18 protein-coding genes are annotated in these 20,680 nt (G+C 73.3%); 12 read left to right on the forward strand and 6 right to left on the reverse strand.

Annotation, left to right across the window (positions count from 1 at the left end; translation table 11 throughout):
- On the reverse strand, positions 1-654 hold the full coding sequence (locus ACFY3N_RS09625) for a phosphatase PAP2 family protein (RefSeq protein ID WP_390816029.1): 654 nt from the start codon (positions 652-654) through the stop codon (positions 1-3).
- Positions 655-828: 174 nt separating this feature from the next.
- On the opposite strand from ACFY3N_RS09625, the gene ACFY3N_RS09630 reads away from it, so the two are divergent.
- The gene (locus ACFY3N_RS09630; protein WP_390816030.1) at positions 829-1,692 is read left to right on the forward strand and encodes a hypothetical protein; all 864 of its coding nucleotides are present in this window, start codon (positions 829-831) and stop codon (positions 1,690-1,692) included.
- Between the two features lie 156 nt (positions 1,693-1,848).
- Here the strand turns inward: ACFY3N_RS09630 and disA are convergent, their stop codons facing one another.
- Complete coding sequence (gene disA / locus ACFY3N_RS09635; RefSeq protein ID WP_217137210.1) at positions 1,849-2,973, reverse strand: DNA integrity scanning diadenylate cyclase DisA; 1,125 nt, start codon at positions 2,971-2,973, stop codon at positions 1,849-1,851.
- 81 nt (positions 2,974-3,054) lie between these two features.
- Positions 3,055-4,464: a DNA repair protein RadA gene (radA, locus tag ACFY3N_RS09640; protein ID WP_390816031.1), complete on the reverse strand. Its 1,410-nt coding sequence runs from the start codon at positions 4,462-4,464 to the stop codon at positions 3,055-3,057.
- A 264-nt stretch (positions 4,465-4,728) separates the two neighbouring features.
- On the opposite strand from radA, the gene ACFY3N_RS09645 reads away from it, so the two are divergent.
- Positions 4,729-6,438: a hypothetical protein gene (locus ACFY3N_RS09645; RefSeq protein WP_390816032.1), complete on the forward strand. Its 1,710-nt coding sequence runs from the start codon at positions 4,729-4,731 to the stop codon at positions 6,436-6,438.
- Between the two features lie 9 nt (positions 6,439-6,447).
- Here the strand turns inward: ACFY3N_RS09645 and ACFY3N_RS09650 are convergent, their stop codons facing one another.
- Complete coding sequence (locus tag ACFY3N_RS09650) at positions 6,448-7,320, reverse strand: hypothetical protein (protein WP_390816033.1); 873 nt, start codon at positions 7,318-7,320, stop codon at positions 6,448-6,450.
- Positions 7,321-7,414: 94 nt separating this feature from the next.
- On the opposite strand from ACFY3N_RS09650, the gene ACFY3N_RS09655 reads away from it, so the two are divergent.
- From ACFY3N_RS09655 to ilvD, 4 genes are all read left to right on the forward strand, one after another.
- On the forward strand, positions 7,415-8,362 hold the full coding sequence (locus tag ACFY3N_RS09655) for a Ppx/GppA family phosphatase (protein ID WP_390816034.1): 948 nt from the start codon (positions 7,415-7,417) through the stop codon (positions 8,360-8,362).
- A 64-nt stretch (positions 8,363-8,426) separates the two neighbouring features.
- Positions 8,427-9,266 carry a sugar phosphate isomerase/epimerase family protein gene (locus tag ACFY3N_RS09660; RefSeq protein ID WP_390816035.1) on the forward strand — a complete coding sequence of 280 codons (840 nt, stop codon included), beginning with the start codon at positions 8,427-8,429 and terminating at the stop codon, positions 9,264-9,266.
- Positions 9,263-9,928 carry a TetR family transcriptional regulator gene (locus tag ACFY3N_RS09665; RefSeq protein WP_390816036.1) on the forward strand — a complete coding sequence of 222 codons (666 nt, stop codon included), beginning with the start codon at positions 9,263-9,265 and terminating at the stop codon, positions 9,926-9,928. The genes ACFY3N_RS09660 and ACFY3N_RS09665 overlap by 4 nt, the downstream gene beginning before the upstream one ends.
- Before the next feature lie 134 nt (positions 9,929-10,062).
- Positions 10,063-11,916, forward strand: coding sequence for a dihydroxy-acid dehydratase (gene ilvD / locus ACFY3N_RS09670; RefSeq protein ID WP_390816037.1), 1,854 nt, complete (start codon positions 10,063-10,065; stop codon positions 11,914-11,916).
- A gap of 192 nt (positions 11,917-12,108) precedes the next feature.
- On the opposite strand, the gene ACFY3N_RS09675 is transcribed toward ilvD, so the two are convergent.
- Positions 12,109-14,247, reverse strand: coding sequence for a PQQ-binding-like beta-propeller repeat protein (locus ACFY3N_RS09675; RefSeq protein WP_390816038.1), 2,139 nt, complete (start codon positions 14,245-14,247; stop codon positions 12,109-12,111).
- A gap of 183 nt (positions 14,248-14,430) precedes the next feature.
- On the opposite strand from ACFY3N_RS09675, the gene ACFY3N_RS09680 reads away from it, so the two are divergent.
- From ACFY3N_RS09680 to proC, 6 genes are all read left to right on the forward strand, one after another.
- On the forward strand, positions 14,431-14,757 hold the full coding sequence (locus tag ACFY3N_RS09680) for an SH3 domain-containing protein (RefSeq protein ID WP_390816039.1): 327 nt from the start codon (positions 14,431-14,433) through the stop codon (positions 14,755-14,757).
- Between the two features lie 108 nt (positions 14,758-14,865).
- Complete coding sequence (locus tag ACFY3N_RS09685; RefSeq protein ID WP_390816040.1) at positions 14,866-15,369, forward strand: EamA/RhaT family transporter; 504 nt, start codon at positions 14,866-14,868, stop codon at positions 15,367-15,369.
- A 64-nt stretch (positions 15,370-15,433) separates the two neighbouring features.
- Positions 15,434-16,225 carry a class I SAM-dependent methyltransferase gene (locus ACFY3N_RS09690; RefSeq protein ID WP_390816041.1) on the forward strand — a complete coding sequence of 264 codons (792 nt, stop codon included), beginning with the start codon at positions 15,434-15,436 and terminating at the stop codon, positions 16,223-16,225.
- A 32-nt stretch (positions 16,226-16,257) separates the two neighbouring features.
- A complete protein-coding gene (locus ACFY3N_RS09695; RefSeq protein WP_390816042.1) occupies positions 16,258-17,049 on the forward strand; it encodes an ABC transporter ATP-binding protein in 792 nt (263 codons plus the stop codon).
- Positions 17,046-17,831 (forward strand): ABC transporter permease, encoded by a 786-nt coding sequence (locus ACFY3N_RS09700; protein WP_390816043.1) that lies wholly within the window; start codon positions 17,046-17,048, stop codon positions 17,829-17,831. Before ACFY3N_RS09695 ends, ACFY3N_RS09700 begins: the two co-directional genes overlap by 4 nt.
- 123 nt (positions 17,832-17,954) lie before the next feature.
- Positions 17,955-18,767 (forward strand): pyrroline-5-carboxylate reductase, encoded by an 813-nt coding sequence (gene proC, locus ACFY3N_RS09705; RefSeq protein ID WP_390816044.1) that lies wholly within the window; start codon positions 17,955-17,957, stop codon positions 18,765-18,767.
- A gap of 34 nt (positions 18,768-18,801) precedes the next feature.
- Here proC and trpS read toward each other — a convergent pair whose 3' ends face one another.
- On the reverse strand, positions 18,802-19,836 hold the full coding sequence (gene trpS, locus ACFY3N_RS09710) for a tryptophan--tRNA ligase (protein ID WP_390816045.1): 1,035 nt from the start codon (positions 19,834-19,836) through the stop codon (positions 18,802-18,804).
- Between the last annotated feature and the right edge of the window lie 844 nt (positions 19,837-20,680).

The raw sequence follows: 20,680 nt of genomic DNA on the forward strand, positions 1-20,680 counted from the left end.
TCAGCGGCGCCGGTGCGTGGCGTACGGCGGCACCGCGCGGGCGGCGGATTCCGGTCCCGGCCCGGTGAACCACCGCACGGCGGGCGCCGACGAGGCGCGCATCGCCTCCGCGAGCCGGACCGCCGGGCGCGTGGCCGGGCGGACGACGGTGAGGGCGACGACCACGCCGGGCAGCAGGCCCGCGGCCACGTCGTGCGGGTAGTGCACACCGACGAACACCCGGGAGAACGCCATGAGCAGGGCCAGCGGGGCCGTCAGCAGGACGAGGGCGCGCCGGACCAGGACCAGCGCGAGGGCCGAGGCGCCCGCGATCGTGGCGTGGTTGCTCGGGAACGACCAGTCGCCGTACGGCGGGCACTGAGCCAGCGACGGCGCGGCACCGGTGACCGCGCGGCACGGACGCTCCTCCGTCACCCCGGACTTGAGCACCTCGCTGCACACGTACGCCACAGCCGTGGCCAGAGGTGCAAGGACCGCGACAGCGAACGCACGGGTGCCGGAGCGCCGGGCCCGCCACCAGCCGGCCACGAACAGCGCGACGAACACCAGCAGTCCCGCCTCCGTCCCGATCTCGGCCGTGTGTTGCGCCCACGCGGGGGCGCCGTGCGCGTAGTCGGTGATGTCGCGGTAGAGCCCGCTGTCCACGAAGTCCATGGTCACGCACGGTAGGCAAGACGCCGGTGCGGTCACACCCCGCGATCGTCGCGTGCCGTACCCGACGAAAGACAGGGAGAACGGGGCCCTTACCGGAATGATGATCCGGAAAAGTTGGGTGCGGAGCGGCGGGTGGGACAAGCGAACGCGCCGATCTCTCGTACAGTTTGCGCCGTGGGATCTCTGCGCAATCCGGTCGGGCCGCTTCCCTCCACCATCTACTGGCGTCGGAGGGCCGTACTGCTGTCCGTGCTGGCCTTGTTGGCGTTGTTGATCACCTGGGTGGTGGTCTCCGGCGGTGGGGGCGACGGCGACCGTGACAACGGGGCCAACGGCAAGAATCCCGCGCCGTCCATCACTCCGGGACCGTCGAGTTCGGGGCCGGCGATCAGTCAGGCGCCGGGCGGGCGCGACGAGTCGGGGGACGGCGGTTCCGACGGCTCCGGTGGGTCCGGCGGGTCCGGTGGCTCGTCGTCCGGGTCCGGTGACGACGGGGCCGACGGCGATCCCGCGGACTCCGGTGGCGCCGGCGGATCGGGCGGCGCCGGGGGCGACGCGGGCGGCGGTTCCGAGGGCGGTACGTCGGCGGGGGTCGGCGCGGGCGACGCGCTGCCGGCCGGATCGGGGTCCTCGCTGCCCAACTGCACGGCGAACGCGGTGAAGTTGAGTCTGCGCAGTTCCCGCAACTCCTATGAGCCGGGGCAGACGCCCACGTTCCTGCTCACCGCGCGGAACATCTCCGGTGGCGACTGCAAAGTCGATCTCGGGCCGGACAACGCGGTGTTGACGATCACCCCGGCGAGCGGCGACGACGCGTACTGGGCGTCGGACGACTGTCCGAAGGGGGCGCGGAGCCTGGTGTTCCGGGTGCCGGCGGAGGACAGCATCACCTACACCGTGGAGTGGGACCGCAAGGCGAGCGCACCGGAGTGCGCGACGCCGAAGGCCGGAGCGGCCGGTGCGGGGACCTACCTGGTGGAGGCGAAGGCGCCCGGGTTCGAGAAGGTGCGCACGTCGTTCGTGCTGAAGGCGGACTAGCCGCCGTTGCGGGCGGTCGTGCCTCCCCCAGTGCCTCAAGGGCCTGGAAAGTACCCCCGGGGCGAGGGGGCCCCGCTCGAGCGAAGCCGAGAGCGGGGGGAGGCGCCCCGCGAACGCGGGTGAGGGAACCCCGCCCCGCAGCAGCCGGGGGCTCTTCTAGACGTACCGCTCGAGGATCGAGCTCTCCGCCAGCCGCGACAGCCCCTCGCGCACGCTCCGCGCCCGCGCCTCGCCGACCCCGTCCACCGTCTGCAGATCGTCCACGCTGGCGGCGAGCAGCTTCTGCAGCCCGCCGAAGTGCTCCACCAGCCGGTCGATGATCGCGCCCGGCAGCCTCGGCACCTTCGCCAACAGCCGGAAGCCGCGCGGGGACACCGCGGAGTCCAGCGTCTCGGGCGAGCCGGTGTACCCCAGCGCACGGGCCACCGTCGGCAGCTCCAGCAGCTCCGCGTGCGTGAGCACGTTCAGCTCGTGCAGCGCCTCGTCGACCGTGCGGGAGCGCTTGGCGGTGGGCTCGGGCACGTAGTCCCGTACCACCAGCTCGCGCTCCGGTTCCACGCCCGCGATCAACTCGTCCAGCTGGAGGGCGAGGAGACGGCCGTCGGTGCCCAGTTCGACCACGTATTCAGCGATTTCGGTGGCGATGCGGCGCACCATCTCCAGCCGCTGCGCGACCGCCGAGACGTCCCGGACGGTCACCAGGTCCTCGATCTCCAGCGCCGACAGCGTGCCCGCGACCTCGTCGAGACGGAGCTTGTAGCGCTCCAGGGTGGCCAGCGCCTGGTTGGCGCGGGACAGGATCGCCGCCGAGTCCTCCAGGACCCGGCGGTGGCCGTCGACGTACAGCGCGATCAGGCGCATCGACTGGGAGACGGAGACGACCGGGAAGCCGACCTGCTTGGAGACGCGGTCGGCGGTGCGATGCCGGGTGCCGGTCTCCTCGGTGGGGATGGTCGGGTCCGGCACCAGCTGGACGCCCGCCCGCAGGATCTTGGACAGGTCGGACGACAGTACGATGCCGCCGTCCAGCTTGCACAGCTCGCGCAGCCGGGTCGCGGTGAACTCGACGTCCAGCACGAAGCCGCCGCTGCACAGCGCCTCGACGGTCTTGTCGGAACCGAGCACGATGAGGCCGCCGGTGTTGCCGCGGAGCACGCGTTCCAGGCCGTCACGCAGGGCGGTGCCGGGTGCCACGGCGCTCAGCGAGGCGCGCATCAGGCCATCGGAACCGGCACTCCCACCGGACTTTCCGGGAGCTGCTGCCCGGTCGTTGGCTGCCACTGCACTCCTCCGGTCGCAGGTTCTGGGGCGCCGTCGTTTCGCACACTCGGTTCGTACGGACGGGCGAGACCTGGGCAAAGTCTACCGGCGGTCCTCCTCGTCCCGTGTGGCCTCTCGGCGACGGGAGCGCGGAAGGACCCGCAGGGCGTCCCCTATGTCGGCCACTTCCAGCACCTTCATGCCCGGCGGGACCTTGCCCGGATCGCCCGGCACCAGGGCGTGCGTGAAACCCAGACGGTGTGCCTCGGCGAGCCTGCGCTGGACGCCCGTGACCCGTCTCACCTCGCCGGCGAGACCGACCTCGCCGATCGCGACCAGGTTCTTCGGCAGCGGGGTGTCGCTCGCCGCCGACGCCAGCGCGAGCGCGACGGCCAGGTCCGCGGCCGGTTCCGAGAGCTTCACCCCGCCCACCGTCGCGGAGTAGATGTCCCTTTTGCCCAAGGCGCTGATCCGGCCGCGCTGTTCCAGCACCGCCAGCATCATCGACACGCGTGAGGTCTCCAGGCCGGACGTGGTGCGCCGGGGCGAGGGGATCTGCGAGTCGACCGTGAGCGCCTGCACTTCGGCGACCAGGGGGCGGCGGCCCTCCAGGGTGACGGTCAGACAGGTGCCGGGGACCGGTTCGTCACGACGGGTCAGGAAAAGTCCGCTGGGGTCCGCGAGGCCGGTGATGCCCTCGTCGTGCAGTTCGAAGCAGCCGACCTCGTCCGTGGTGCCGTAGCGGTTCTTGACGCCGCGCACCAGGCGCAGGCGCGCGTGCCGGTCGCCCTCGAAGTGCAGGACGACGTCGACCAGGTGCTCCAGCAGGCGCGGCCCGGCGATCGCGCCGTCCTTGGTGACGTGGCCCACGAGGAGCGTGGACATCCCGCGCTCCTTGGAGGCCCGGATCAGCGCGCCGGCCACCTCGCGGACCTGGGCCATGCCGCCCGGGGCGCCGTCGATCTCGGGGGACGCCACCGTCTGCACCGAGTCCATGATCAGCAGGGACGGCTTCACCGCGTCCAAGTGACCGAGCACGGCGGACAGGTCCGTCTCGGCGGCGAGGTACAGGTGGTCGTCGATGGCGTGGATGCGGTCGGCACGCAGGCGGACCTGGCTCGCCGACTCCTCCCCGGTGACGTACAGCGTGCGGTGCTCCTCGCTCGCCGACTTGGCCGCCACGTCCAGCAGCAGCGTGGACTTGCCCACGCCCGGCTCGCCCGCGACCAGCACCACCGCGCCGGGCACCAGCCCGCCGCCGAGCACCCGGTCCAGCTCGGGCACGCCGGTGGAACGGGCGGTGGCCTGGCGGCCGTCGACCTGGCCGATGGGCAGGGCGGAGGTGGTGACCCGCCCGGGCGCCGTCGTACGGACCGCGGGCGCGCCGTACTCCTCGATCGTCCCCCAGGCCTGGCACTCGGGGCAGCGACCGAGCCACTTGGCCGTCTGCCAGCCGCACTCGGTGCAGCGGTAGGACGGTCGGTCCTTGGACGTCTTGGTACGGGCAGCCATGCGGAAAAGGTAACGGCACGCACTGACAACGGGACGGCCGCGCCCCCGCCCGCCCCGCGGGACCGGACGCCTCCGGCCCGCCCGGAGTCCGGGGGCGGGGCCGGTCGGGCCGGAGCGGGGCCCGGCGCCGCGGCCCCCGGAGGAGGGGCGGCCCCCAGGGCAGCGAAAGGTTCCTGTCCCCGATAGAGGGATCGTTTCACCCTTACGGATTAAAAGTGCGCAGGGCTCCGGAAGGCGCCGCCCCGCGCCGCCTACGGTCGCCGGATGACGAGCAGTGGCCCGGAGACCCCGACCCGCACGACCGGAACGCACCGGACACACCGGGAAGTGCGCGACCGCGGGGCCGCGCGCACGCTGGCCCAGCGGCCGGCCACCCGCTACGCGTCCCATCTGGACGGCCTGTTCACCTACTGCCTGTCCGTGCTGTGCGACCACGACGCGGCGACCGCCGCCCTGGCCGACGCCCTGGTGCTCGCGGAGCGCCGCGGCCGGCACGTCCCCGACGACCCCGGGAGCCGCCGGGCCTGGCTGTACGCCCTGGCCCGCTGGGCGTGCCTGCGCGAGCTGGCCGAGGCCAGGCGGAAACGCCGGGCCACCCACGCCGTGGGCCGGCGGCGGCCGGCCGGGACCGCCCCCGCCCCGGCCGTCCCCGAGGACGTCCGGGAGCAGCGCCGCCGCGAGCTGGCCGAGCTGGCCTGGCCGGAGGCCGCCGGCACCACGCCCGAGCAGCGCGAGGCGCTCGAACTCGCCGTGCGCCACCACCTCGCCGCCCACGAGGTCGCCGCCGTGCTCGGCCTCCAGCCGACCGCCGCGCGCGAGCTGCTCGCCGCCGCGGCCTGCGAGGTGGAACGCACCCGCGCGGCGCTCGCCGTCGTCGAGACCGGCGCCTGCCCGGGCGTGGCGCACCTCACCGGCGACCGGCGGCTCGTGCTCAGCGCGACCCTGCGCCGGGAACTCGTCCGGCACGTCGACGACTGCCCGCGCTGCCGCCGCGCCGCCGAGCGGGCCGTTCCCGGCCACTGGCCCGGCACCGGCGTCACGCCGGACGCGCTGCCCGTCCTCCCGGCGCCCGGAGCGGCCCTGCACACCGCCATGGCGCACCACCCGCGCGGCGCCGCGCCCCGCTTCGACCGGCGCGGCTTCCCGATGGACCCCAAGGACCGCGTCGCCCGGCGGGACCGGCTGCGCGCGGGTGCCGTCACGACGACGGTCGTCGCCACCGTCGTCGCCGCGCCGGTGCTCGCCCTGTGGGCCGCCCACCGGGGCACTCCCGTGGGCGAGGCCCAGGACGGCCGCCCGGCCTCCGCGCGGGAGGACGGCGGCCCCTTCGACCTCGACGGCGGGGGAGCGGGCGGCTACGAGAACACCGGCAACGCGGGCACCCGGCCCGGAACCGGATTCGGCGGCGACGGCGAGCCGGACGTGTCCGTGGAGGTCGTGAGCGTCGCCGGGGCCGGGCACGAGGGCGCCGCCGCGATGAGCGTCGAAGCCGACCACAGCGGCGACACCACGCTGATCACCCTGACCGCGACGGGTGCCGAACCGGTCCGCTGGTCCGTGTCGACGGGGGCGTCCTGGCTCTACCCGAGCCGGTCGTCGGGAACGCTCGCGCCCGGCGGGTCGGTGACGGTCCGGGTGTACGTCGATCAGCTGCGCGAGCCGCCCGGCCACTGGAGCGCGACCGTGACGGTCTCGCCCGCCGGTTCCGTCGTGACCATCGACGGCCACGGCCCCGTCGCCCCCACCCCGGGCGGCGGCCCGCCCTCCGGCCGCCCCGGCGGCCCGGGCACCGCGCACCCCGGCACGCCGAGCGGCCCGCCCCCGTCGTCGCCCGGCCCGGAACCGACGCCCACGACACCGGCGCCCCCGGACCCCACGCCGGGCGGACCACCGTCCTCACCCGGCCCGGACCCCACCGCGGGCGGCCCGACGCCCACCGGCCCCGCGCCCTCCGGCCCGGTCACGTCCTCCTAGGCCCCGCCGTCAGGCGGGGTCCGCCGGATGCGGGGCCAGCAGGGGCAGCTGCGAGGCCAGCCGTTCCTCGCACAGCTCGACCAGACGGTCGTAGCCCGCCTTGCCCATCAGCTCGGTCAGCTCCGCGCGGTAGGAGACGTACACCGGGTCCCCGGCGCCGTGCGCCGAGGTGGCCGAGGTGCACCACCAGTGCAGGTCGTGGCCGCCCGGTCCCCAGCCCCGGCGGTCGTACTCACCGATCGACACCTGCAGCACGCGCGTGTCGTCGGGCCGGTCGATCCAGTCGTAGGTCCGCCGGACGGGCAGCTGCCAGCACACGTCCGGCTTGGTCTCCAGCGGCTCCCGGCCCTCCTTCAGGGCGAGGATGTGCAGCGAGCAGCCCATGCCGCCCGCGAAGCCCGGCCGGTTCTGGAAGATGCACGAGCCCTGGAACGGGCGGGTCTGACGGTCGCCGTCCTCGTCCTGGGAGACCCAGCCGTTCCGCGTGCCCTCCGCGTGGTGCTGCCAGATGTCCGGTGTGAGCCTCGCCACATGCCCGGCGACCCGCTTCTCGTCGTCCTCGTCCGAGAAGTGGGCGCCCAGGGTGCAGCAGCCGTCGTCCGCGCGGCCCGCCTGGATGCCCTGGCAGCCGCTGCCGAAGATGCAGTTCCAGCGAGAGGTCAGCCAGGTCAGATCGCAGCGGAAGACCTGCTCGTCGTCCGCGGGATCGGGAAACTCCACCCACGCGCGGGCGAAGTCGAGCCCCTTCTCGTCGTCCACCGGCGCCGCTCCCGGCGCCCGCGGCGCTGTCGCCCGCGAAGGACCCTCGGCCAGTCCGGCCTTCTTGTCCTTCCTGGCCTTCTTGTCCGTCTTCTCGTCCTTCGCCTTTTTCGTCTTTGGCACCCGTCCAGGGTAAGTCGCCCGCGCCCCCACCGGGACCTGCTCGACCGCCGCGGACGGGGCATCACGCCGCGCGGCGGGCAGTAGCGTTCCGCCCATGAGACTCGGTGTCCTCGACGTGGGTTCGAACACGGTGCATCTGCTGGTGGTGGACGCGCACCCCGGCGCGCGCCCGCTGCCCGCGCACTCGCACAAGGCCGAACTGCGCCTCGCCCAGCTCCTCGACGGCGACGGCGCCATCGGTCCCGAGGGGGTCGACAGGCTGGTCGCGGTCGTCCACGACGCGCTCCGGGCCGCCGAGGACAAGGGCGTCGAGGAACTGCTGCCGTTCGCGACCTCCGCGGTGCGCGACGCCTGCAACGCCGACGCCGTCCTCACGCGCGTGCGCGAGGAGACCGGGGTCGAGCTGCAGGTGCTCAGCGGCGACGAGGAGGCCCGGCTCACCTTCCTCGCCGTCCGCCGCTGGTTCGGCTGGTCGGCCGGGAAACTGCTCGTCCTCGACATCGGCGGCGGCTCCCTGGAGATCGCCTACGGCATGGACGAGGAGCCCGACGCCACGGCGTCCCTGCCGCTCGGCGCCGGCCGTCTCACCGCCGCCCGGCTGCCCGGCGACCCGCCCGGGCCGGAGGACGTGCGCGCGCTGCGCCGCCACGTCCGCACCGAGATAGCCCGCACGGTCGGCGAGTTCAGCCGCCTCGGCGCCCCCGACCACGTGGTGGCCACCTCCAAGACCTTCAGGCAGCTCGCCCGCATCGCCGGCGCCCCCGGCTCCGCCGAGGGCCTGTACGTCCAGCGCGAGCTGAAGCGGGAGTCCCTGGAGGGCTGGGTGCCCAGGCTCGCCGCCATGACCGCCGCCGAGCGCGCCGAACTGCCCGGCGTCTCCGAGGCCCGCGCGGGCCAGCTGGTCGCCGGGGCCCTGGTCGCGGAGGCCGCCATGGACCTGTTCGGCGTGGAAAGCCTGGAGGTCTGCCCCTGGGCCCTGCGGGAGGGCGTGATACTCCGCAGACTGGATCACATGGACCAGGGACAGCGGCCCTCGCCATGACAAACGCCACAACGGCGAACGGGCACCCCGCGTCCACCCGATCCCACCCCGTAACCTGAGGCTCGTGGCAGAAGCAAGGGACGTAGTCCGCATCCCGGATGCGAAGGTCGCCCTGTCGACGGCCTCCGTCTACCCGGAGTCGACGGCGACGGCCTTCGAGATCGCCGCGCGCCTCGGGTACGACGGCGTCGAGGTCATGGTGTGGACCGATCCGGTCAGCCAGGACATCGAGGCCCTGCGCAGACTCAGCGACTACCACCGCATCCCCGTCCTGGCCGTCCACGCGCCCTGCCTGCTCATCACGCAGCGCGTGTGGTCCACCGACCCCTGGACCAAGCTCCAGCGGGCCCGGGCCGCCGCCGAGAAGCTCGGCGCCGGCACGGTCGTCGTCCATCCCCCCTTCCGCTGGCAGCGGCAGTACGCCCGCGACTTCGTGGAGGGCGTCTGGCGGATGGCCGGCGAGACGGACGTGCGGTTCGCCGTGGAGAACATGTACCCCTGGCGCTACCGCGACCGCGAGATGCTCGCGTACGCCCCCGACTGGGACGTCACCAAGGAGGACTACCGCCACTTCACGATCGACCTCAGCCACGCCTCGACCGCCCGCACCGACGCCCTGCAGATGATCGACCGCATGGGCGACCGCCTCGGCCACGTCCACCTCGCCGACGGCCGTGGCTCCGCCAAGGACGAGCACCTGGTGCCCGGCCGCGGCGACCAGCCCTGCGCCGAGGTGCTGCGCGGGCTCGCGTCGCGCGGCTTCGACGGCCATGTCGTCATCGAGGTCAACACCCGCCGGGCCATGTCGAGCGCGGAGCGCGAGGCCGACCTGGCCGAGGCGCTGGCGTTCACCCGCCGGCACCTGTCCTCCGCCTCCTCCGGGATCGAGGTGCCGCGGCGATGACCGGCCGCACCGCGAGCGACGGCCCGGACGCCTCCGCGCCCCCTGCGGCCTCCGCGCGGGGCGACGGCACCGCACGGCGCCGCGGCCGCCCGCCCCGTACGGAGTCGGCCGGCACCCGGGAGCGCATCCTCGACGCGGCCCGTGAGGAGTTCTCGGTCCGCGGGTACGAGAAGACGTCCGTCCGGGGCATCGCCAAGGCGGCCGGGGTCGACTCCGCGCTGGTGCACCACTACTTCGGCACCAAGGAGCAGGTGTTCGAGGCCGCCGTGGAGGTCGCCTTCGCGCCGGTGTTCACCGCGCGGGACACGGTTCTCGACGGACCGCTCGACGAGGTCGGCGAACGGATGACGCGGATGATCATCGGGCTCTGGGAGAGCCCGGTCACCCGGGCCCCGCTGCTCGCGATCGTCCGCTCCGCCGTGAACAACGAGATCGCCGCCGGCGTCTTCCGCCGTCTGATCGCCGGCCAGGTGCTGCGCCGGATCGCCGGACGGCTCGACGTCCCGGACGCGGAGCTGCGCGCCGAGCTCGCCGCCGCCCAGCTGGTCGGGATCGCGATGATCCGGTACGTGATCAGGATGGAGCCGCTGGCCTCGGCGGACGCCGAGCGGCTCATCGAGCGGGTGGCGCCGGTGGTGCAGGGGCACCTCACCGGAGGCTGAGGTCCCTTCGGGCCGGGAGGCCCGCCCCGCGCGGACCGGGACACTCGTCCCGCATTCCGGACACCTCGTCCCACTCCCTGAATGACCGGCGTACGCTCGACGACAGTCATAACTCTCCGAAGGAGCGAGCGACGATGCCCGAGCTGAGGTCCCGCACAGTCACCCACGGCCGCAACATGGCGGGCGCCCGCGCCCTGATGCGGGCCTCCGGTGTACCGGGCGCGGACATCGGCCGCAAGCCGATCATCGCGGTCGCCAACAGCTTCACGGAGTTCGTCCCCGGCCACACCCACCTCGCCCCGGTCGGCCGGATCGTCAGCGAGGCGGTGACCGCGGCCGGCGGCATCCCGCGCGAGTTCAACACCATCGCCGTCGACGACGGCATCGCGATGGGCCACGGCGGCATGCTGTACTCCCTCCCCTCCCGCGACCTGATCGCGGACAGCGTGGAGTACATGGTCGAGGCCCACTGCGCCGACGCCCTGATCTGCATCTCCAACTGCGACAAGATCACCCCGGGCATGCTCAACGCGGCCCTGCGCCTGAACATCCCCACGGTCTTCGTCTCCGGCGGCCCGATGGAGTCCGGCCGCGCCACCCTGGTCGACGGCACCGTCCGCACCCTGGACCTGGTCGACGCGATCTCCGACGCGGTGAACGACAAGATCTCGGACGAGGACATCCTCCGCATCGAGGAGAACGCCTGCCCGACCTGCGGCTCCTGTTCCGGCATGTTCACCGCCAACTCGATGAACTGCCTGACCGAGGCCATCGGCCTCTCCCTCCCGGGCAACGGCTCGGTCCTCGCCACGCACACGGCCCGCAAGCAGCTGTACGTGAACGCGGCGAAGACGGTCATGGACATCACCCGCCGCTACTACGAGCAGGACGACGAGACGGTCCTGCCGCGCAGCGTGGCGTCCTTCGCGGCCTTCGAGAACGCCATGGCCCTCGACATCGCCATGGGCGGCTCGACCAACACGATCCTGCACCTGCTGGCCGCCGCCCAGGAGGCCGGCGTCCCCTTCGGCCTGGAGGAGATCAACGAGGTCTCCCGCCGCGTGCCCTGCCTCGCCAAGGTCGCCCCGAACGTCGCCAAGGACCGCACGTACTACATGGAGGACGTGCACCGCGCCGGCGGCATCCCCGCCCTGCTCGGCGAGCTGCACCGCGCGGGCCTGCTCAACGAGGACGTGCACGCGGTCCACAGCGCGTCCCTGGCCGACTGGCTGAAGACCTGGGACGTGCGCGGCGGCTCCCCGTCCGCCGAGGCCGTCGAACTGTGGCACGCGGCCCCCGGCTGCGTCCGCTCCGCCGAGGCCTTCTCCCAGTCCGAGCGCTGGGAGGCCCTGGACGAGGACGCCGAGGGCGGCTGCATCCGCTCCGCCGAGCACGCCTACTCCAAGGACGGCGGCCTCGCGGTCCTCAAGGGCAACCTGGCCGTGGACGGCTGCGTCGTGAAGACGGCCGGCGTCGACGAGTCCATCTGGACCTTCGAGGGCCCGGCGGTCGTCTGCGAGTCGCAGGAGGAGGCCGTCCAGAAGATCCTCACCCAGCAGGTCAAGGACGGCGACGTCGTCGTCATCCGCTACGAGGGCCCCAAGGGCGGCCCCGGCATGCAGGAGATGCTCTACCCGACCTCGTACCTGAAGGGCCGCGGCCTGGGGAAGACCTGCGCGCTGGTCACGGACGGCCGCTTCTCCGGCGGCACCTCCGGCCTCTCCATCGGCCACGCCTCGCCCGAGGCGGCGGCGGGCGGCACCATCGCCCTGGTCGAGGACGGCGACCGCATCCGCATCGACATCCCGAACCGCTCGATCGAGCTGCTGGTCGACGAGGCGGAACTGACCCGCCGCGAGCAGGCCCTGAACGGCCGGTACGCCCCGAAGAACCGCGACCGCAAGGTCTCGGCCGCCCTGAGGGCGTACGCGGCGATGGCGACGAGCGCGGACAAGGGCGCGGTGCGCGACGTCAGCAAGCTGGGCTGAGCCCCACCGGGCCGCGAGCAGGGCCGCTTCCGCACCGCGGGGGCGGCCCTCGCCGTCCGCGGGCCCCCGGATCCCGCCCGTCCACGGCGAACACGGTCCCGGCGGGCACGGAGACGCGGGCGGGACCGTCCGCGACCACCGGCCCGGCGACCCTGGGCCGGCCTTCCCGCTCCGGGGCACCGCCCGGCCGGGTCACCAGCCGGCCGGGTCCCGCCCCGCCACCCCGAACACGGTCCCGTCGGGCGCGCCGGCGTAGACGTGCCCGCCCGCGAGCACGGGGGCGGGCAGCGCGGCGGGGACGCGGTCGGAGCCGGCGCCGAGCCGCGGCCGGGTCTGCCCGAGGAGCTTCCCCCCGCGGGCGTCGACGCCCAGCAGCCGCCCGTCGGGAGCGGTGACGTACACGTGCCGCCCGTCGGAGACGGGCACCGAGCCGCGGCTCACGCCCGTCTCCAGCCGCCACCGCTGCTTTCCCGCCGCCATGTCGACGGCCACCAGCGAACCGCCCGCACCCATGAGGTACACGGTGTCCCCGTGCACGCCGGCCTCCGCCTGCGCGACCGGCACGGGCAGCGTCACCCGGCGGACGGCCCCGGTGCCGGGCGTGTAGCGGAGCACGGCCTTCGCGTCGCCGTAGACGTCGCCCCCGGCGAGCAGGTACACGGACCCGTCCGCCGCCCCCACGGGCGTCAGCGACCCCTCCAGCTCCGCGTCCCACCGCACGTCCCCCGTCGCCGGGTCCACCGCGGTGACCCGGGTCCCGCTCCCGTCCCCGGAGACACCCGTCGCGTACGCCGACGGCTCCCCCGGCTCCCCGGCGAACGCGGAGAAGTACGGCACGGCCTGCCCCGGGATCCGGTGCGACCACCTGGTCCTGCCCGAGGCGCCGTCCACACCCGTGACCGTCCCGTCGGAGCGGGTCAGCAGGAGCGTGTCGCCGACCGCCCGCACCCCGTCGTACTCGGGCACGTCCTCCCGCCAGACCGGCTCGCCCGTGGCCGGGTCGAGCGCCTCCAGGTCACCGATCAGGTCGAGGGAGGGCTGGACGAGGCCGCCCGACACGACCGGCGGTTCGCTCCGGGTGGTCCCCGTGACCTCGTGCCGCCACAGCGTGCGGCCGTCGGCCGGATCGAGGGCGAGCACCAGACCGGGCAGCCCGCACAGCAGCCCCCGCGTGCCGTACGCGCACTGGGGCATGCCGTCGCCCTCCGGGGCGGGCGCCGCCTCCCACACGCCGAAGCCGTCCGGCGCGCTCTGCGCGGCGGTGGTCCTCCGCTCCGGTTCCGTGCCGCCGGACACCTGAACCGCCGTGAGCCCGCCGAGCACGGCGAGGCAGAGCGCCCCGGCCACCAGCATCGCCCGCCTGCCCGGACGCCGCGCGGGCCGCTCGGCGGGCGCGTCCGCCGAGGGCTCCGGCACGGACTCCTCCGGTGTCCCCTGCTCCTCCCGCGCCCCCTGTGCCCCGGGCGTCCGCTGCGCCGGCACGAACACCTGCGTGTCGTACGCCGCCGCCACCGACCGCAGCTCCCGCATCAGCTCGTCCGGCGTGGGCCGGACGTCGGGCTCCTTGGCGAGGCAGCGCAGCACCAGCGGCGCGAGCGACTCCGGTACGCCGGTCAGATCGGGCTCGTCGTGCACGACCTGGTAGGCGACGACGTACGGGCTGTCGGAGTCGAACGGACCGCGCCCGGTCGCCGCGTGCACCATGAGCGAGCCGAGGGCGAAGACGTCGGCCGCGGGGCCCACCTCCCGGGGCCGCCGGAACTGCTCGGGCGCCATGAACGGCGGCGTACCGATCAACTTCCCCGTTTCGGTGCGCAGTTCGCTGTTCTTTGGCCGGGAGATGCCGAAGTCGATGACCTTCGGCCCGTCCTCGGCGAGCAGCACGTTGCTCGGCTTCAGGTCCCGGTGCACGACTCCGACCCGGTGGATGTCGCGCAGCGCCTCCGCGAGCCCGGCCATCAGCCGGCGCGCCTGGTCCGGGTCCATGGGCCCGTTCCGCTTCACCTCCTCGGAGAGCGTCGGACCGGGAATGTACAGGGTGGCCATCCAGGGCCGCCCGCCCTCCGGATCGGCGTCGACGACCGGTGCGGTGAAAGCCCCGCTCACCCGCCGCGCGGCGGCCACCTCCTGCCGGAACCGCCCTCTGAACTCGGGGTCCATGGCATACCGGGCGTGTACGACCTTCACCGCGACCCGCATCCCGGAGGTGCTCCGGGCCAGATGCACGACGCCCATGCCGCCCGAGCCGAGACAGGACTCCAGACGGTAGTGACCGGCGTACTCCGGAAGTTCCGCTTCCGCGCCCGCTCCGGCATCCCGCTGCGGCGCCATGGAACCACCCCCGTGCTGTTCGTTCGCGCGCGCGACGCTCGGAGCCTAGTCGATGGTGCACGGGGGACCGAGGCGGCCCGCCCGCCTCCGTGTGCGAGTGGAAAACTGGTGTTTCACATCCTGTTCCAGGGGAATCAACGTGGCCCCACGACAGTCGTGGGACACAACGGGGGAGGTTTTCTCATGTCTGTCGAGCAGACCCGGGACATCGCGGGCGGGGACGGGAAGGCGGCCGCGGTGGCCATCACCACGACAGCCGCGACCGCGAACTCCTATCCGGTGGCGCCGGGCTACCAGCTGAACGTGCGCAGCGGTCCCGGCACCGGCTACTCGGTCGTGCGGGTCCTGCCCGAGGGCTCCAGGGTCACGATCAACTGCCAGACGCCGGGCACCTGGGTGTCGGGCCCGTACGGCACCTCGAACATCTGGGACAACATCGGCAGCGGCCAGTACGTCTCCGACGCGTACATCCGCACCGGCAGCGACGGGTACGTGGCTCCCCGCTGCTAGGCCCCGCCGTCGCGGGGTGCCGGAAGGACCGGCCGGTTCCCGAGGGGGACCGGCCGGTGGGGGGGGGGCTCCCGCGGTCACCCGGGGGAGAAGGGCCACAATCGATCCGTGAGCGCAGCGGAGAACGGCACGAACGGCATCCCGGACACCCCTGCGGGCCCCCGCCCCGAACCTCTCCGGTTCTACGGCACCACCTGGGTGAACCACGACAACGGCTACACCGCCCGCCGGGCCGGCCTGGCCGTCGGCTCCCTCGCCGCCGCGGCCGCCGCCTGCCTCGTCCTGCGCATCGCCTACGACGGGCTCCGGATCGCCGACGTCGGCGGCTTCGTCCCGCTGCTCGTGGTCGTGATGTTCGCGATCTGCAGCTCGCTCGCCTTCCGCCACACCTGGTCCGCCTTCACCACCCGCCCCGACCCCGACCGCCAGGCCTCCCTGCGCGGCCTGCTGGCCATCGGCTTCGTCGGCTCGCTCCTCGCCTACTTCCTCCGCACCCTCACCGAGGCCCCGGGCGAGAAACTCCACCGCGCCGAGTACGACAAGGCCCGCGAGGACTACGAGAAGCGCACCACCCGCCGCTCGGGCAACCCGTCGAGGAAGCGCCGCCGCTGAGGGCCGCCCGCCAGCGTCCCCGAAAACCGCCTGCGCGCCGGAGCCGCCCGGTCACCATGGCCGTATGACGACACAGCGCGCCGACCGGGCCACCCACGCCACCCGGGCCCACTCCTTCAACGCGGCAGCCGCCCAGTACGCCGCGGGCCGCCCCTCCTACCCGCCCGCCCTCTTCGACACCATCGAGGAGCTGACCGGCCGCCCCCTCACCGGCTCCCGGGTCGTGGACGTCGGCGCCGGTCCGGGCATGGCGACCGCCCGGCTGCGCGAGCGGGGCGCCGACGTCATCGCCGTCGAGCCCGGTGCGGGCATGGCGGCCGAGTTCCGCCGCGGCCTCCCCGGCGTACCGGTCGTCCGGGGCGACGGCAACGCCCTCCCCCTCGCCGACCACTGCGCCGACCTCCTCACCTACGCCCAGGCCTGGCACTGGACCGACCCCGCCCGCGCCGTCCCGGAGGCGGTACGGGTCCTGCGCCCGGGCGGGGCACTCGCCCTGTGGTGGAACACCAGCGCCCTCGACGTGCCGTGGATCGCGGAGGCGGGCGAACGCGCCAACCGCCACTTCGGCTTCGACGTCTCCGCCGAGAAGCGCCACCTCGGCGCCCACGCCGCCGATGTCGCGGGCCACCTCGACGTCCTGCGCCGCGACGTCCGCTGGAGCCGGCGCGTCCCCCTCGACACCCACCTCGCCAACCTCGGCAGCCACTCGCTCTTCCTGATCCAGGGCGAGGAGCGCACCGCGGCCTACCTCGCCGAGGAGCGACGGCACGTCCTGGAGGTCTTCCCGGACGGGATCGTCGAGGAGACGTACGACGTCATCCTCCTCCTCGCGACCGCGCCGACCCCTACGGCTTGACGCCTCCACGACCCGGGAGGAGTATTCATCACATGGTGAATTACTCCTCCCGGCCACCGGAGGAACCGGCCGTCCACGCCCGGGACCTCACCGTCGTCCGGGGCTCCCGCACCGTCCTGCGGGGCCTCGGCTTCACCGTCCCGTGCGGCCAGATCACCGGCCTCCTCGGCCCCTCCGGCTGCGGCAAGTCGACCCTGATGCGGGCCGTCGTCGGCACCCAGGCCAAGGTCACCGGCACCCTCGACGTCCTCGGTCACCCCGCCGGCCACCCCGCCCTGCGCACCCGCATCGGCTACGTCACCCAGGCCCCCTCCGTCTACGACGACCTCAGCGTCCGCCAGAACCTCGACTACTTCGCCGCGATCCTCGACCCCGGCCGCGCAGCCGCCGGGCGCCGCCACGAGAACGTCACCCGGGCCATCGCCGACGTCGACCTCACCACCCACACCGACGCCCTCGCCGGCGACCTCTCCGGCGGCCAGCGCAGCCGCGTCTCCCTCGCCGTCGCGCTCCTCGGCAGCCCCGAGCTCCTGGTCCTCGACGAACCCACCGTCGGCCTCGACCCCGTCCTGCGCCGCGACCTCTGGGACCTCTTCCACACCATCGCCGCCGAACGCGGCGCGACCCTGCTGATCTCCTCCCACGTCATGGACGAGGCCGAACGCTGCCACCGCCTCCTCCTCATGCGCGCGGGCGAGATCCTCGCCGACGACACCCCCGACGCCCTCCGTACCCGCACCGGAGCCGAGACCGTCGAGGGGGCCTTCCTCCACCTGGTCGACCGGGCCACCGCGGCAGGTCCCACGAAGGAGAGCACCCGATGAGCACCCCCCGCCCCACGACGAACACACCCGCCCCGGCAGCCACCCTGAACCCCTCCCGCACCACCGCCACCGCGGCCCGGGTCCTGCGCCAGCTCCGCCACGACCCGCGCACCGTCGCGCTGATGCTGCTGGTCCCCTGCCTGATGCTGTTCCTGCTCCGCTACGTCTACGACGGCAGCGCCCGCGTCTTCGACACCGTCGGCGCCTCACTCCTCGGGATCTTCCCGCTCATCACGATGTTCCTGGTCACCTCGATCGCCACCCTGCGCGAACGCACCTCCGGCACCCTCGAACGCCTCCTCGCCATGCCCCTCGGCAAGGGCGACCTCATCGCCGGCTACGCCCTCGCCTTCGGCGCCCTGGCGATCGTCCAGTCCGCCCTCGCCACCGGCCTCGCCGTCTGGATCCTGGGCCTCGACGTCACCGGCAGCCCCTGGCTGCTCCTCCTGGTGGCCCTGCTCGACGCACTCCTCGGCACAGCCCTCGGCCTCTTCGTCTCGGCCTTCGCGGCCTCGGAGTTCCAGGCGGTCCAGTTCATGCCGGCGGTGATCTTCCCCCAGCTCCTCCTCTGCGGCCTGCTGGCCCCGCGCGACACCATGCACCCCGTCCTGGAGGCCGTCTCCGACGTCCTCCCCATGTCCTACGCCGTCGACGGCATGAACGAGGTCCTCAAGCACACCGACATCACCGCCCCCTTCCTCCGCGACGTCCTGATCGTCGCCGGCTGCGCCCTGCTGGTCCTGGCCCTGGGAGCGGCGACGCTGAAGCGCCGGACGCCCTAGCCACCCGGCTCCCCCCACCCCGGCCCCCGACCGACGTCCCGCCCACTGGACGCCCCCTCCCCGCCCGCCCCCGGGATGCGAGGATGCCCACAGGACGACGCACCCCCGGAGGGCACCCCAGCCATGACGCAGAAAGTCGCAGTCCTCGGCACCGGCAAAATCGGCGAAGCCCTGCTCAGCGGAATGATCCGCGCCGGCTGGGCCCCCACCGACCTCCTCGTCACCGCCCGCCGCCAGGAACGAGCCGACGAACTCCGCACCCGCTACGGAGTCACCCCGGTCTCCAACCAGGAAGCCGCCAAGACCGCCGACACCCTGATCCTCACGGTCAAACCGCAGGACATGGGCACCCTCCTCGACGAACTCGCCCCCCACGTCCCCGCCGACCGCCTGGTCATCAGCGGCGCCGCCGGCATCCCCACCGCCTTCTTCGAGGACCGCCTCGCCACCGGCACCCCGGTCGTCCGCGTCATGACCAACACCCCCGCCCTCGTCGACGAGGCCATGTCGGTCATCTCCGCCGGAAGCCACGCCACCGCCGACCACCTCGCCCACGCCGAGGAGATCTTCGGCGCCGTCGGCAAGACCCTCCGCGTCCCCGAGTCCCAGCAGGACGCCTGCACCGCCCTCTCCGGCTCCGGCCCGGCGTACTTCTTCTACCTGGTCGAAGCCATGACCGACGCCGGCATCCTGCTCGGCCTGCCCCGCGACAAGGCCCACGACCTGATCGTCCAGTCCGCGATCGGCGCCGCGACGATGCTCCGGGACAGCGGCGAACACCCCGTGAAGCTGCGCGAGAACGTGACCTCCCCCGCCGGCACCACCATCAGCGCCATCCGCGAACTCGAGAACCACGGCGTACGGGCCGCCCTCATCGCCGCCCTCGAAGCCGCCCGCGACCGCAGCCGCGAACTCGCGAGCGGCACCAAGGACTGACGGCCGCACCGCCCCCGCGCGTCGGCTCCCCCGCCTACCGGGCCGCGTTCAGCACGGGCGCCCCGGTGTCCGAGCCGGCCGGCAGCAGGCCGATCGCCCGGTAGGCGGCGTCCACGGTCGGCCGGGCCATGCCCCGCGCCCGCTCCGCACCGTCCCGCAGCACCCCCTCCACATAAAGGGGATCCGCGCACAACTCCTTGTGCCTCTCCCGCACCGGCCGCAGCACCTCGACCACGGCCTCCGCGGCGTCCTTCTTCAACGCGCCGTACGACTCGTACGCACCGGCCAGGGCCTCCGGGTCCCCACCCGTGCACGCGGCGAGGATCTCCAGCAGATTCGCCACCCCCGGCCGGGACTCCCTGTCGTACACGACGTCCCGGCCGCTGTCGGTCACCGCCCGCATGACCTTCTTCCGCGCCACCTCCGGCTCGTCCAGCAGATAGACGATCCCCGGCCCGGTGTCATCGCTCTTGCCCATCTTCGACAGCGGGTCCTGCAGATTCATCACCCGCGCCGCCACCGGCGGATTCGTCGCCCGCGGCACCACGAACACCTGCCCGTACCGCTGGTTGAACCGCACCGCGAGATCCCGCGCCAGCTCCACGTGCTGCGTCTGGTCGTGCCCGACCGGCACCTCGTCCGTTCCGTACGCCAGGATGTCGGCCGCCATCAGCACCGGGTACGTCAGCAGCGACAGCCGCACGCTCCCGCCACGCCGCCGCTCCCGCGCCGCCTTCTCCTTGTACTGGATCATCCGCCGCATCTCGCCGTCCGTGGCCACGCACTCCAGCAGATACGACAGCCGCGCGTGCTCGTCCACATGGCTCTGCACGAACACCGTGCACCCCGCGGGGTCCAATCCGGACGCCAGCAGCAAGGTCGCCGCCTGCCTGCTCAGTCTGCGCACCCGCGCGGGATCGTGGTGCACGGTCAGCGCGTGCAGATCGACGACGCAGAACAGCGCGTCCGCCCGGTGCTGGTCGACCGCGACCCACTGCCGCATGGCGCCCAGGTAGTTCCCGAGCGTCAGATGCCCGGTCGGCTTGATCCCACTGAAGACCCGTGTCATCTCTTCTCCGTCTCCGGTCCGGGGCCGCCGCCCCCGGCCGGCCGCCCCTCGGAGTCCTGGAGGGAGAAACAGAAACGGCCGCCGAGGCGGCGGCCGTCGAGTGCGCACGTAGGAGCGGCCGCCGTCAGGCGGCCCACCAGAACTGGCTGTACGTACGCGTGGTCATACGGGCCAGAGTACGCCCCCGGGAGGGGACGGGGCAGCGAGTTGACACGCCCCGGGCGGATCCGTACTGTTCTCCGAGTTGTCCGACGTGAGCGCCGACTCCGGTCGGTCCCCGGACAGCCATTCCGCACGCACCACCACTGTTCGAGACAGCAGTCTGTCTGTTGTCGCGCCCTTGGCATGTGTATTCGCGAAATGAGGAATCCGCGCCCGAAAGGGAGCAGGACCCCGATTAGGTCGGGGACCGGGAATCCGCTAAAGTCTCACTCGTCGGAACGGCCCAACGGCCGCGAAGACAACCCACTCTGACTGGGAATCAGGCCCGAAAGGATCTGATAGAGTCGGAACCGCCGGAAAGGGAAACGCGGAAGCGGGAACCCGGAAAGCACCGAGGAAATCGGGTCGGAAAGATCTGATAGAGTCGGAGACGCAAGACCGAAGGGAAGCGCCCGGAGGAAAGCCCGAGAGGGTGAGTACAAAGGAAGCGTCCGTTCCTTGAGAACTCAACAGCGTGCCAAAAGTCAACGCCAGATATGTTGATACCCCGTCTCCAGCATCAGCTGGGACGAGGTTCCTTTGAAATAACACAGCGAGGACGCTGTGAACCGTGAGCTTATTCCGCTCGACGGTTCCGCTCTCGTGGTGTTGCACCGGATTACCGGTACACATTCACGGAGAG

The organism is Streptomyces sp. NPDC000348 (genome assembly GCF_042898795.1).
Classification (GTDB): domain Bacteria; phylum Actinomycetota; class Actinomycetes; order Streptomycetales; family Streptomycetaceae; genus Streptomyces.